Genomic DNA, 12857 nt, shown 5'->3' with positions numbered 1-12857 from the left:
TTAAAGCGGTACGCGAGCTGGGTTTAGAACGTCGTGAGACAGTTCGGTCCCTATCCTCTGTGCGCGTAGGAAACTTGCGAAGGGCTGTCCCTAGTACGAGAGGACCGGGATGGACGAACCTCTGGTGTGTCAGTTGTCCTGCCAAGGGCACCGCTGATTAGCTACGTTCGGAAGTGATAACCGCTGAAAGCATCTAAGCGGGAAGCACGCTTCAAGATGAGGTTTCCATGGGACTTGTTCCCGAGAGGCTCCCGGCTAGACGACCGGGTTGATAGGCCAGATGTGGAAGTGCAGCAATGCATGCAGCTGACTGGTACTAATAAGCCGACAACTTGATACACACTTAAAGATTCTTTGCGTGTTCGCGTCCACTGTGCAGTTCCCGAGATACGGTCGGGAACCCGATTTGAGATCTCCATAGAGTTTCGGCTGTCATAGCGAAGGGGAAACGCCCGGCTCCATTCCGAACCCGGAAGCTAAGCCCTTCAGCGCCGATGGTACTGCACTGGTGACGGTGTGGGAGAGTAGGACGCAGCCGGACAACCATTCCAGAAAGGGCCCACCAACACACTTGGTGGGCCCTTTCTCATTGTCCGAGAGAGCATGTCCCGGAGGACATTCTCCGAGCCCGCGCGGTGGCGTCGATAGACTGGCGCGCCGCCTGCCGGCATCCGACGACCGAGAGGACCACCAGGTGTCCGACGACGACCAGCGCCGTGGGGGAGCGTCCCGCTCCGACCGAGGCGGCAGCGACCGCCGCCCCTCGAGCGGAGGCCACGGCCCCCGTCGGGGCGCGAGCGGTGGCGGACGCGGTCAGGGTGGTGGTCCGCGCGGACAGGGCGCACGCGGTGGAGCAGGAGCCCCGCCGCGCAGCGGTGGTGGCGACCCCCGGCGGGGTGCCGGCAGCGGCGCCCGCCCGGCCGACGGCCAGGAGCGTGGCGGTAGCCGGCTCGCGCCGAAGAGCCCCCGCCTGCCCGAGCCGCGGATCCCCGACGAGGTGACCGGCAAGGAGATCGACCGCAGCGTGCACCAGCAGCTGCGCACCCTCTCCAAGGAGAACGCCGACGGCGTCGCGAAGCACCTCGTCATGGTCGCCGTCATGCTCGAGGCCGACGAGATCGACGCTGCGATGGCCCACGCCGAGACCGCGGTCCGCCGCGCCGGCCGCGTGCCCGCCGCGCGCGAGGCGCTCGGCATGGTCGCCTACCGGACCGGCGACTTCGCCCGGGCCCTCACCGAGTTCCGCACGGTCCGTCGCCTCAGCGGGTCCTCCCACCTCCTGCCGCTCATGGTCGACTGCGAGCGAGGGCTCGGACGGCACGACCGCGCTCTGGAGCTCGCGTCGTCCCCCGAGGCCAAGACCCTCACCGCCGCGGAGCGGCTGGAGCTGGCCATCGTCGTGTCGGGCATCCGGCGCGACCTCGGTCAGCTCGACGCGGCGCTCCTCGCACTCCAGGTGCCGGCGCTCACGCAGGGTCGCAAGGCCGGTGCGCACCGTCTGCAGTACGCCTACGCCGACACGCTGCTGGCCCTCGGTCGCACCGACGAGGCCCGTGAGTGGTTCCACAAGGTCGTCGACGCCGACACCGACCTCGAGACCGACGCCGTCGAGCGGCTCGAGGAGCTCGACGGCGTCGTCCTCGAGGACTTCGGAGACGACGAGGAGCTCGCGCCGGAGCCCCCCGCGTGAGCACGCTGGCCGCGCGCTACCGCGCGCTGGTCTGCGACCTCGACGGCGTGGTCTACCGAGGCCCCAGCGCCGTGCCGCACGCGGTCGAGGCGCTGTCGGCCCTCGACCGTCCCGTCGTCTACGCGACGAACAACGCCTCCCGCCGTCCCGCGGACGTCGCCCAACACCTGACGGACCTGGGTCTGGAGTGCGCGCCCGAGGACGTCGTGACGAGCAGCCAGGCCGCGGCCTGGCTGCTGGGCGAGGCGGGTACCCGGCCAGGGGCGCGTGTGCTGGCCGTCGGGGGCGCCGGCGTCGCCGACGCGCTCGGCGAGGCCGGCTTCACCGCGGTCCGGCGGGTGGGCGAGGGCGCCGTCGCCGCCGTCGTGCAGGGCTACGGTCCTGACGTCACCGCCGCAGACCTCGCCGAAGCCGCCTACGCCGTCGAGGACGGCGCCCGCTGGGTCGCCACCAACACCGACGCCACGCTGCCGACCGACCGGGGCGTCGCTCCCGGCAACGGCTCGCTCGTCGGCGCCGTCGCCCGCGCGGTGGGTCACGAGCCGGACGACGTCGCCGGCAAGCCCCGGCCGCCGCTGTACCTCCTCGCCGCGCGCCGCCTCGGGCTCGAGGCCCCGCAGGTGCTCGCCGTGGGGGACCGCCTCGACACCGACATCGAGGGCGCCGTCAGCGCCGGGGCCGAGTCGCTGCTCGTGCTGACCGGCGTCGACGACCTCGACGCCGTGCTCGCGGCGCCCGCCTCCCGCCGCCCAACCTGGGTGGCACCGGACCTGCGGTGGCTGCACGACGCGCCGGAGGACGGCGAGACCTCCCTCGACGCGCTGGCCGACGCCGTCCGTGCGGTGCACGAGGCGCACGACGCCGGGGACGCCGCTCGTGCCGAGGGCCTGGCCGACGTGGCCCGTCACCTGCTGGAGCGGATGGCCGACCGGTAGCGTGGGGCTCCCGCGGCCGACCCGCCGCACGACACCAGGAGGACCCCATGGCCAAGCGCTCCGTCCGCGCCTACGTCGAGCTCGCCTCCGGGCTCGGTGAGATGACGCGCGCCCGCGCCGTCGAGGCGGCCCACGAGATCGTCGTGCTCGCCGGGTCCGCCGGCTCGAAGTCCAAGGTCGCCAAGCAGGCCGAGAAGCTCGCCGGCGACCTGCTGTCCGCGGCCGAGCAGAACCGCGCCCAGATGGTCGGCCTCGTCCAGCGCGAGGTCGAGTCGGCGGTCGAGCGGGTCGACCTCGGCCGGGTGCTCGGCGAGGTCCAGGGGCTCGCGGCCACCGTCGCCGGCCTCGCCGCCCGGGTCGACGAGCTCGCGCGCTCGGCGGGGATGCGCTCGGGCCTGCCGGGTGCCGGCCTCGTCGAGACGGCCGAGCCCGCCCTCGCCGCGCCGCCGGTGACGTCCGCCCGGCCGGCCCGCCCGGCGCCGCCGCGCACCCGGCGCGCGGCTACCTCGAGCAAGCCGGCGTCGTCGGCCCCCGCGAAGAGGACCACGGCGCAGAAGACCACGGCGAAGAAGGCGTCGGCGAAGAGGGCCTCGGCCGCCGCGAAGACGTCGACGGCCACGAAGACCTCGACCCCGGCGAAGAAGTCCCCGGCGAAGAAGTCCACGACGAAGAAGTCGACGGCGACGAAGACGTCGGCCCCGGCGAAGAGGTCCACGACGAAGAAGTCGACGGCCACGAAGACGTCGGCCCCGGCGAAGAGGTCCACGACGAGGAAGTCGACGGCCACGAAGACGTCGGCCCCGGCGAAGAGGTCCACGGCCCCGGCGAAGAGGTCCACGGCCCCGGCGAAGAAGTCCTCGGCGAAGAAGTCCACGGCCACGAAGTCCTCGGCGAAGAAGACCACGGCCACGAAGACGGCGGGAGGCTCTGCGTGAGCGAGCAGACCCCTGCCCCGCTGACCGAGGCCCCCGAGACCGGGGACCCGGCCATCGACGCGACGCTGCGCGACCTCGCCGCGGTCCCGGCCGACGACCTCGACGGCCGGCTCGCGGCCGGCGAGGAGGTCCAGCGCACGCTGCGCCAGCGCCTCGGCGACCTGGGCGGCTGACATCGCGCGACTCGACGCCGAGCTCGTCCGGCGCGGCCTGGCCCGCTCGCGCGGGGAGGCCCGTGACCTCGTCGCCGACGGCCTCGTGCGGGTCGACGGCGAGCCGGCCCGCAAGCCTTCGACCCCCGTCGAGCCCGAGACCGCGCTCGAGGTCGACGCCGCGGCCCCCCGCTGGGTGGGGCGGGCGGCGCACAAGCTGCTCGCGGCCCTCTCGCTCTGGGGCCCGCACGGGCTGACCGCCGACGGAGCGCGCTGCCTCGACGTCGGGGCGTCGACGGGGGGCTTCACCCAGGTGCTCCTCGCGCACGGCGCCGCGCACGTCGTCGCGGTCGACGTCGGGCACGGGCAGCTCGTCGCGGAGCTCGCGGACGACGCCCGCGTCGAGGACCGGTCGGGCACGAGCGTGCGCGGCCTCACCGCGGACGCCGTCGGGGGCCGCGCGGACCTCGTCGTCGCCGACCTCTCCTTCATCTCGCTCACCCTCGTCGCCGCCGAGCTCGCCGGCCTCGTGACCGACGACGGCGACGTCGTCGTCCTCGTCAAGCCCCAGTTCGAGGTGGGTCGGGCCAAGCTCGGGCGCGGCGGCCTCGTCACGTCGCCCGCCGACCGGGCCGTCGCGATCGAGGCGGTCCATGGAGCGTTCCTCGGGGTCGGGCTGCACACCCGGGCCATCGCCCCGAGCCCGATCGCGGGCAGCACGGGCAACGTCGAGTACCTCCTGTGGGCGCGGTCGGACCCGTCGGACACAATGAGCCTCGAGGAGGTCCGCGCGAGCGTGCGGGCGCTGACCGAGCAGGGCGGAGGCTGACGATGACCGGTCCGACCCGACGTGTCCTCCTCGTGACGCACGCGTCCCGCGCCGACGCCCAGGAGCTCGCGGCCGCCGTCGCGACGCGCCTGCTGTCCGCCGGGATCGGTGTCTGCGCACCGGAGTCCGACCTCGTGGGTACGCCGCTGTCGCGGGTCGAGGGCGTCGGCGCCATCCCCGAGGACGAGCCCGACATCGGCTGCGAGCTCGTCTGCGTGCTCGGTGGCGACGGCACGATCCTGCGCGGCGCCGAGCTCTCCCGCGGCTCGGGCGTCCCGCTGCTCGGGGTCAACCTCGGCCACGTCGGCTTCCTCGCCGAGGCCGAGCGCGACGACCTCGACGCGACGGTCGAGCGCATCTGCGCCCGCGACTACACCGTCGAGGAGCGACTCACCCTCGAGGTCACCGTCCGGCGCGACGGTGCGACCGTGTTCTCGTCGTGGGCCCTCAACGACGTCTCGGTCGAGAAGGCCGCCCGCGAGCGGATGCTCGAGCTGACCGTCGAGATCGACGGGCGGCCCCTGTCGACGTGGGGCTGCGACGGCGTGGTCGTCGCCACCCCGACCGGCTCCACCGCGTACGCGTTCTCGGCCGGCGGCCCGGTCGTCTGGCCCGACGTCGAGGCGCTGCTGCTCGTCCCCATCAGTGCGCACGCCCTCTTCGCCCGCCCCGTCGTCGTCGGTCCCCGCTCGCACCTCGCGGTGCAGCTGCTCGCCGACTCCGACGCCGCCGCCGTGCTGTGGTGCGACGGCCGCCGCGCCGTCTCCCTGCCGCCCGGCGCGCAGGTCGAGGTCCAGCGCTCCGAGCAGCCGGTGCGCCTCGCCCGCCTGGGCGCCGGCGCCTTCACCGACCGGCTCGTCGAGAAGTTCGCGCTGCCCGTCCACGGCTGGCGCGGCGCGGCCCGTCAGCGCCAGGCGACCGAGGGCACCGACCGGTGATCGAGGAGATCCGCATCCGCGACCTCGGCGTCATCGACGACGCCGTGCTGCCGCTGCACCCCGGCCTCACCGTGCTGACCGGCGAGACCGGCGCCGGCAAGACGATGGTCGTCACCGGCCTCGGCCTCCTCCTCGGCGGCCGCGGCGACTCCGGGCTCGTGCGGACCGGCACCGACCGCACCGTCGTCGAGGGCGTCGTCGACCTGCCCGCGGCGCATCCCGCGATGGTGCGGGCCGCGGAGGCGGGCGCCGACGTCGCGGACGGGCTCGTCCTCGTCCGCACCGTCCAGGCCGACGGGCGCTCCCGCGCCCACGTCGGAGGACGGGCCGCGCCGGTCGGTGTGCTCGGCGACCTCGCCGAGCACCTCGTGGCCGTCCACGGGCAGGCCGACCAGTGGCGGCTGCGCCGGGCCGACGAGCACCGCGAGGTCCTCGACGCGTTCGGTGGCGACACGGTCGCCGCCGCCCTCGCCACCTACCGCGAGGCGCACACCCAGCTCGTCGCCGTCGAGGCCGAGCTCGCCGCCCTGCGGACGGCCGCCGAGGAGCGCGCCCGCGAGGCGGAGTCGCTGCGCGTCGGGCTCGAGCGCATCGAGGCCCTCGACCCGCAGCCGGGCGAGGACGACGACCTGCGCGCCGAGTCCGAGCGGCTCGGCCATGCCGAGGAGCTGCGCGACGCGGCGGGCGCCGCCCACGAGATCCTCAGCGGCGAGAGCGACACCGCCCTCGAGACGCCGGCCGTCCTCGAGGCGCTCGGTGCGGCGTCGGCGCGCATCGCCCACGCGTCGGCGGCCGACCCCGCCCTCGCCGCGCTCGGTGCCCGGGTCGACGAGCTGCGCTACCTCGCGGCCGACGTCGCCGCCGACCTCGGGGCCTACCTCGCGGACGCCGACGTCGACCCCGCCCGCCTCGAGCAGGTGCAGCAGCGGCGCGCCGCCCTCACCGAGCTGACCCGCCTCTACGGCCCCGGCGTCGACGACGTCATCGCCTGGGGTGGACGCGCCGCGGTCCGGGTCGCCGATCTCGAGGGCACCGGCGACCGCATCGAGGAGCTCGCGGCCCGGCTCGAGGACCTCACCACCCGGCGCGCGGACGCGGCCGAGGCACTCTCGGCCGCCCGCCGCAGCGCCGCGGAGGCGCTCGGCACCCGCATCACCGCCGAGCTCGCTCACCTCGCGATGGGCTCGGCCACCGTCACCGTCGCCGTCGAGGACTCCGGGCGCTTCGGCGCCGACGGGCGCGACACCGTCGAGGTGCGCCTGGCCGCCGGGCCGGGCACGACCCCGCGCTCGGTCACCAAGGCCGCCTCGGGCGGTGAGCTCTCGCGGGTCATGCTCGCCCTCGAGGTCGCGACCGCCGACGCCGGCACCTCCGTGCCGACCTTCGTCTTCGACGAGGTCGACGCCGGCGTGGGCGGACGCGCGGCGCTCGACGTCGGCGCACGGCTGGCCGCCCTCGCCCGGCACGCCCAGGTCGTCGTCGTCACCCACCTCGCGCAGGTCGCCGCCCACGCCGACCGCCACCTCGTCGTCGAGAAGTCCGTCGACGGGCACGTGACCCGCAGCATGGTCCACGCCGTCGAGGGGGAGGACCGCGTCGCGGAGCTCGCGCGGATGCTCGGGGGCTCCGGCACCGACGCAGCCCTCGAGCACGCGCGCGACCTGATGGCGCGCGCTCGCGCCTGAACGCATCTGGCACGATGGTGCAGATGTCCATCCGCCTGACGAGCCGCCGCGACCGGGACCCCACCGAGGGATCCGGCCCCGCGCGCGTCGACCGGCGCACGAAGAACCTCACGAAGCGGCTCAAGCCGGGCGACGTCGCCGTCATCGACCACGAGGACATCGACCGCGTCAGCGCCGAGGCGCTCGTCGCGTGCCGCCCCGTCGCGGTCGTCAACGCCGCCTCCTCGATCTCGGGGCGCTACCCGAACCTCGGCCCGGAGATCCTCGTCGAGGCGGGCATCCCGCTCCTGGACGCCGCCGGCCCCGACGTCATGGCCATCAAGGACGGCACGTCGCTGCGCCTCGAGGACGGACGCCTGCTCGCGGACGGCGAACCCGTCGGGGACGGCGTGCTCCTCACCTCGGACGCGGTGCAGGAGGCGATGACCGCCGCGCGCGCCGGCCTCTCGGCCGAGATCGAGGCCTTCGCCGAGAACACGATGGACTACCTGCGCAAGGAGCGTGAGCTCCTCTTCGACGGGGTCGGTGTCCCGGACGTGCGCACCGACCTCGACGGCCGGCACGCGCTCATCGTCGTGCGCGGCTACCACTACAAGGAGGACCTCGAGATGCTGAGGTCCTACATCCGCGAGTACAAGCCGGTCCTCATCGGCGTCGACGGCGGCGCCGACGCGCTCATCGAGGCCCGGCACACCCCCGACATGATCGTCGGCGACATGGACTCGGTCTCCGACGGCGCCCTGACCAGCGGCGCCGAGATCGTCGTCCACGCCTACCGCGACGGCAACGCCCCCGGGGTCGAGCGGGTGCGCGCGCTCGGCGTCGACCCCGTCGTCTTCCCCGCCACCGGCACGAGCGAGGACGTCGCGATGCTCCTCGCCGACGACAAGGGCGCCGAGCTCATCGTCGCCGTCGGCACCCACGTCACCCTCGTCGAGTTCCTCGACAAGGGCCGCTCGGGGATGGCCAGCACGTTCCTCACGCGCCTGCGCGTCGGCGGCAAGCTCGTCGACGCCAAGGGCGTGAGCCGCCTGTACCGCGCACGCATCTCGTCGCCGAGCATCGTGCTCATGTTGTGCGTCGCCGTCTTCGCGCTCGGCGCGGCGCTGTGGTCCACCACCGGTGGACGCGCGCTGCTCCAGGTCCTCGCCGCGAAGGTCGACGACCTGTGGACCGCCCTCGGAGGAGTGCTCGGGTGATCGACTTCCGCTACCACATCGTCTCGATCGTCTCGATCTTCCTCGCCCTGGCGGTGGGGATCGTGCTCGGCGCCGGCCCGCTCCAGGGCGAGATCGGCTCGACGCTGCAGAACGAGATCGCCGGTCTGCGCACCGACAAGGCCGACCTCAACGAGCAGCTGACGACCGCCCGCGCCGGCACCGAGGCGCGCGACTCCTTCCTCGACGCCGTCTCCGGGCGGGTCTACGGGGGTGCGCTGCGCGACCGCACCGTCGCCGTCGTCGTCATGCCCGGCTCGGACGCCGCCGTCAGCGAGTCCGTCACCGCCGCCCTCGGCACCGCGGGCTCGCGCGTCACGTCGACGACGACGGTCACCGAGGACTGGGTGAGCACCAACGCCAAGACGGTGGCCGCGCGCGACGAGGTCGTCGGGCAGGTCGCCACGAGCACCGGCGTCGACACCTCGGCCGGCTCCGCCGCGCCCCGCGACCTCCTGCTCGCGACCCTGCTGGCCCGCACGGCGCCGGCGGGGGACGACGGCCCCGACGACAGCACCGCCCGCACCGGGCTCCAGGCGCTCGCCGACGCCGGGCTCGTCTCGCTCGACGCCGAGTCCTTCTCGCGGGCCGACCTCGTCGTCGTTGTCTCGGGCACGGTCTCCGACGGCGACTCCTCGGCCCGCACCGCGACCGCGCAGCAGTGGGTCGCCCTCGCCTCGGCGCTCGACGCCCGCTCACGCGGCGTCGTCGTCGCCGACGACCTCGCGGCCCAGGCCGACGGCACCCCGGTCCTCACCGTCCTGCGCGACACCGCGGCCGCGACCCGCGAGGTCTCCTCGGTCGACGACGCCGGGTCGCCTCTCGGCGTCGCGAGCGTCGTGTTCGCGCTCGTCCAGCAGGACGGTGGCAGCGCGGGCCAGTACGGGCTCGGGGCCGGCACCGACGCCGCGTACGCGCCCGTCCCCGCGTCGGCCGCCACCTCGTGACCCCGCTCCGCCGGCTCGCGGCCGGGGTCGTCGGCGCCTCCGCGGGCGCGGCGTCCTTCGCCGCGATGACGCGCGCGGTCCGCTCGCCGCGCTGGACCCGGACCAACCACGCCGGTGACCCCGTGACCCTGCTGGAGGGCCCGGCCTGGGTCCTCGCCGGTGCGGCCGGCGCCGCCGCGGGCGGCTCCCTCCCGGGTGTCGTCGCGGCCGCCGGTGCCGGCGCCTTCGGCGCGCTCGACGACCTCGCCGGCGACGGCTCGTCCAAGGGCCTGCGCGGGCACCTCGGCGCCGCCGCGCGCGGCGAGCTGACGACGGGCGCCGTCAAGATCGGCGGACTGGCCCTCACCGGTCTCGTCGCGGCCGCGCTGACCGACAGGGGCCGCGACGACGTCGGAGCGCTCGACACCCTCGTCGGCGGCGCGGTCGTGGCCGGTGCCGCCAACGTCGCCAACCTGCTCGACCTGCGCCCCGGGCGCGCCCTCAAGGCGACGACCCTCGCGGCGCTGCCGCTCGCCCTGGCCTCCGACGGGCGCGGCGCCGGCGCGGCGGCCGCCGCCGTCGGCGCCTCCCTCGGCACCGTGCGCCCCGACCTGGCCGGTCGCGCGATGCTCGGGGACACCGGGGCCAACGCGGCCGGCGCCCTCGTCGGCGCGGCCCTGCTGGAGCGCTGCGGGCGCCGTGGACGGCTCGCCGCCCTCGCGGTGCTCGTCGCCGCGACGCTCGCCTCCGAGAGGGTCAGCTTCACCGCCGTCATCGAGTCCACGCCGGGCCTGCGCGAGCTCGACGCGTGGGGCCGGCCCGCCCGATGACCCGCCAGCGCGCGGCCCTCGGCATCGCCGGGGCGGCCGGGCTCATCGCCGCCGTCACCCTCCTGGCCCGGGCCGCCGGCTTCACCCGGATCCTCGTCTTCGCCGGCTCGGTGCGGGCCGAGGGCGTGGGGTCGGTCTACCAGAGCGTCAACGCCATCCCCAACGTCCTCTTCGAGGTCGCCGCCGGAGGTGTGCTCGCCGCCGTCGCCGTCCCCCTCATCGCCCACCGGCTCGGGGCGGGGGAGCGCGAGCACGCCGACCGGCTCGCGTCGGTGCTCCTCAGCTGGGCGCTCGTCGTCCTCGTCCCGCTCGGGGCGCTGCTGTGGCTCGCGGCCCCGCTGCTGGCCGACTGGCTCGTGCGCGCGTACGACCCCCGCACCCACGACGTCGCGACGACGCTGCTGCGCATCTTCTCGGTCCAGGTGCCGCTCTACGGCGTCGGGATCATCCTCGTCGGGCTGCTGCAGGCGCACCGTCGCTTCCTCGCCGCCGCTCTCGCGCCCCTCGTCTCCTCGGTCGTCGTCCTCGGCTCCTACCTCTGGTACGGCCACCTGACCGGGGGAGCCACCGCCCCCTCGGCCGTCGGCGACGACGCCATCGCCGTCCTCGGCTGGGGCACGACGCTCGGGGTCGTCGTGCTCTCCCTGCCCCTGCTCGTCCCGGCGCTCGCCACCGGCTGGCGCTGGCGCCCCGGGCTGCGCCTCGAGCGCGAGGACGCCGTCCGCATCCGGGCCCTCGCCGGCGCCGGGGTGCTCGCCCTCGGGGCCCAGCAGGTCGCGGTGCTCGTGACGATGTGGCTGGCCAACCACTCGGGCACCGACGGTGCGTTCGCGGTCTACCAGTACGCGCAGGCGGTCTACCTCCTCCCGTACGCGGTCCTCGCCGTGCCCGTGGCGACGAGCGCCTTCCCGGCGCTCGCGACGAGCACCGGGGCGGGCGAGGACTCCAGCGCGACGCTGGCCCGGTCGCTGCGGGCCGTCCTGGTCCTCACCGCGCTCGCCGCCGGGATGCTCGTCGCCGCCGCGCCGCCCATCGGGGCCTTCTTCACCGTCCTCGACGCCCGCCAGGGCGCACAGGGCGCCAGCCCCGAGGCCCTCGCCGCCCTCGCCCCGAGCCTCACCGCGTTCGCGCCCGGGGTCGTCGGCTTCGGGCTCACCGCCCTGCTGACCCGGGCCCTGTACGTGCGCGGCCGCCCCCTCGACGCCGCGATGGCGGTCTCGCTCGGCTGGGCGGTCGCCGCGCTCCTGCCGCTCGTCCTCGTCGGCCCGGACCGCGGGGCCGCGACGACCCTGCGGTGGGTCGGGCTCTCCTCGACCCTCGGGATGACCCTCGCGGCGGTCCTCCTCGTCGTCCTCGTGCGCCGTAGCTGGGCCCCCGAGGTGACCCGGGGCCTCGCCCGCACCACCGGCGCCGCCGTCGTCGCCCTGGCCCTCGCGCTCGTCGTCGGCGACCTCGTGACCCGTGGCCGGACCTACGACGGGCTGCTCGACGCCGTGCTCTGGGGCCTGGCGGCCGGGGGCGCGGCGCTGATGACAGGACTGCTCGCGATCTTCTACGGTGACCGTCGGGCGATGGGGGCCGTCCGCGACCGAGGCCGGGCCCGCCGCCGTCGGGGAGGAGAGGACACGACGTGAAGGTGCTCCTGGTCATGGGGACGAGCGCCGGGGGCGTGGGCACCCACGTGCGCGCCCTCGCCCGGCTGCTCGAGGCCGACGGCCACCGGGTCGTCGTCGCGGCGCCCGCCGAGGCCGCCGACCGCTTCTCGCTCCTGGAGTCCGCGACGCTCGTCGAGCTGGACCTCTCCGACCGGCCGCACCCGGCCCGCGACGCCGCAGCCGTCCGGACCCTCGCCGGGCCGGTGCGCGGCGCCGACGTCGTCCACGCCCACGGCCTGCGCGCCGGCGCCGTGGCCGTGCTGGCCGCGGCGCGCAGCGGGGTCCCCGTCGTCACGACCCTGCACAACGCGGCGCCGGCGGGCCGGCTGTCCGCGGCCGTCTACGCCGGCCTCGAGCGCGTCGTCGCGCGCGGGTCGGCCGCGGTGCTCGGGGTCTCGGCCGACCTCGTCCAGCGGGCCGCCCGGCTCGGCGCCCGGCGCACCGGCCTCGCCGTCGTCCCGGCGCCGCCGTTCCAGCCGGCCCGCCGTGACCGGTACGCCGTGCGGGCCGAGCTCGGGCTCGACGCGCGGACCTCGCTCGGTGTCGTCCTCGCACGCCTGGCCCCGCAGAAGGGGCTGCACCGGCTCCTCGACGCGCACCGCGAGCTCACCGACCTCGACCTCGTGACGGTCGTCGCGGGGGAGGGGCCCCAGCACGACGAGCTCCAGCGCCGGATCGACGCCGAGGCGTTGCCCGTGCGTCTGCTCGGACGCCGGGGCGACGTGCCGGACCTGCTCGCCGCCGCCGACGTCGTGGTCTCCAGCGCGGTGTGGGAGGGCCAGCCCGTCGGGCTCCAGGAGGCCCTGCACGCCGGCGCGGCCATCGTCGCGACGGACGCCGGCGGCACCGGGGCGGTCGTCGGCGACGCCGCCGTCCTCGTCCCCGTCGACGACGCGACCTCGCTCTCCCGGGCCATCCGCGACGTCGTGACGCACGGCGCGGTGCGCGACGACCTGCGCTCCAAGGCCGTCGAACGGGCCGACCACCTGCCCTCCGACGCCGACGCGCTGGCCGCCGTCCTCGACACCTACCGCGGGGTGGGCGCGGCATGACGTATCGTTGAAG

12 protein-coding genes and 2 rRNA genes are annotated in these 12857 nt (G+C 75.6%); all 14 read left to right on the top strand.

Translation table 11 applies throughout. The annotated features are described in order from the left end of the window. Nucleotides 1–340 (top strand): 23S ribosomal RNA (locus J3473_RS03865); the annotation flags it as partial. A gap of 84 nt (nucleotides 341–424) precedes the next feature. Continuing rightward, a 5S ribosomal RNA gene (rrf, locus tag J3473_RS03860) occupies nucleotides 425–541 on the top strand. A gap of 153 nt (nucleotides 542–694) precedes the next feature. Then, the gene (locus J3473_RS03855; RefSeq protein WP_242525662.1) at nucleotides 695–1690 is read left to right on the top strand and encodes a hypothetical protein; all 996 of its coding nucleotides are present in this window, start codon (nucleotides 695–697) and stop codon (nucleotides 1688–1690) included. Beyond that, on the top strand, nucleotides 1687–2625 hold the full coding sequence (locus J3473_RS03850) for an HAD-IIA family hydrolase (protein ID WP_207021941.1): 939 nt from the start codon (nucleotides 1687–1689) through the stop codon (nucleotides 2623–2625). Before J3473_RS03855 ends, J3473_RS03850 begins: the two co-directional genes overlap by 4 nt. A 47-nt stretch (nucleotides 2626–2672) precedes the next feature. Then, a complete protein-coding gene (locus J3473_RS03845) occupies nucleotides 2673–3560 on the top strand; it encodes a hypothetical protein (RefSeq protein WP_207021940.1) in 888 nt (295 codons plus the stop codon). After that, nucleotides 3557–3733: a hypothetical protein gene (locus J3473_RS03840; protein ID WP_157577526.1), complete on the top strand. Its 177-nt coding sequence runs from the start codon at nucleotides 3557–3559 to the stop codon at nucleotides 3731–3733. The genes J3473_RS03845 and J3473_RS03840 overlap by 4 nt, the downstream gene beginning before the upstream one ends. Nucleotide 3734: 1 nt before the next feature. Continuing rightward, nucleotides 3735–4541, top strand: coding sequence for a TlyA family RNA methyltransferase (locus tag J3473_RS03835; RefSeq protein ID WP_207021997.1), 807 nt, complete (start codon nucleotides 3735–3737; stop codon nucleotides 4539–4541). A gap of 2 nt (nucleotides 4542–4543) precedes the next feature. Then, complete coding sequence (locus J3473_RS03830; protein WP_207021939.1) at nucleotides 4544–5479, top strand: NAD kinase; 936 nt, start codon at nucleotides 4544–4546, stop codon at nucleotides 5477–5479. After that, nucleotides 5476–7164 carry a DNA repair protein RecN gene (recN, locus tag J3473_RS03825; RefSeq protein ID WP_207021938.1) on the top strand — a complete coding sequence of 563 codons (1689 nt, stop codon included), beginning with the start codon at nucleotides 5476–5478 and terminating at the stop codon, nucleotides 7162–7164. The genes J3473_RS03830 and recN overlap by 4 nt, the downstream gene beginning before the upstream one ends. Nucleotides 7165–7187: 23 nt before the next feature. Next, nucleotides 7188–8363, top strand: a complete 1176-nt coding sequence (gene steA / locus J3473_RS03820; protein ID WP_036829854.1) for a putative cytokinetic ring protein SteA — start codon at nucleotides 7188–7190, stop codon at nucleotides 8361–8363. After that, a complete protein-coding gene (locus tag J3473_RS03815) occupies nucleotides 8360–9328 on the top strand; it encodes a copper transporter (protein WP_207021936.1) in 969 nt (322 codons plus the stop codon). Before steA ends, J3473_RS03815 begins: the two co-directional genes overlap by 4 nt. Next, the gene (locus J3473_RS03810) at nucleotides 9325–10137 is read left to right on the top strand and encodes a hypothetical protein (RefSeq protein ID WP_207021935.1); all 813 of its coding nucleotides are present in this window, start codon (nucleotides 9325–9327) and stop codon (nucleotides 10135–10137) included. The genes J3473_RS03815 and J3473_RS03810 overlap by 4 nt, the downstream gene beginning before the upstream one ends. Continuing rightward, nucleotides 10134–11771 (top strand): murein biosynthesis integral membrane protein MurJ, encoded by a 1638-nt coding sequence (gene murJ / locus J3473_RS03805; protein ID WP_036829899.1) that lies wholly within the window; start codon nucleotides 10134–10136, stop codon nucleotides 11769–11771. Before J3473_RS03810 ends, murJ begins: the two co-directional genes overlap by 4 nt. Then, nucleotides 11768–12844, top strand: a complete 1077-nt coding sequence (locus J3473_RS03800; RefSeq protein WP_207021934.1) for a glycosyltransferase family 4 protein — start codon at nucleotides 11768–11770, stop codon at nucleotides 12842–12844. Before murJ ends, J3473_RS03800 begins: the two co-directional genes overlap by 4 nt. The last annotated feature ends 13 nt before the right edge of the window (nucleotides 12845–12857 follow it).

The sequence above is a fragment of the Phycicoccus sp. DTK01 genome (genome assembly GCF_017312765.1).
GTDB lineage: Bacteria > Actinomycetota > Actinomycetes > Actinomycetales > Dermatophilaceae > Phycicoccus > Phycicoccus jejuensis.
Note: the sequence above shows the minus strand (reverse complement) of the source record. Positions and strands in the feature narration are given on the sequence as shown.

Excerpts from the sequence above, each read along its gene's own strand:
- J3473_RS03845 (WP_207021940.1), top strand. The coding sequence starts at position 2,673 with ATGGCCAAGCGCTCCGTCCGCGCCTACGTCGAGCTCGCCTCCGGGCTC.
- J3473_RS03830 (WP_207021939.1), top strand. The coding sequence starts at position 4,544 with ATGACCGGTCCGACCCGACGTGTCCTCCTCGTGACGCACGCGTCCCGC.
- steA (WP_036829854.1), top strand. The coding sequence starts at position 7,188 with ATGTCCATCCGCCTGACGAGCCGCCGCGACCGGGACCCCACCGAGGGA.
- murJ (WP_036829899.1), top strand. The coding sequence starts at position 10,134 with ATGACCCGCCAGCGCGCGGCCCTCGGCATCGCCGGGGCGGCCGGGCTC.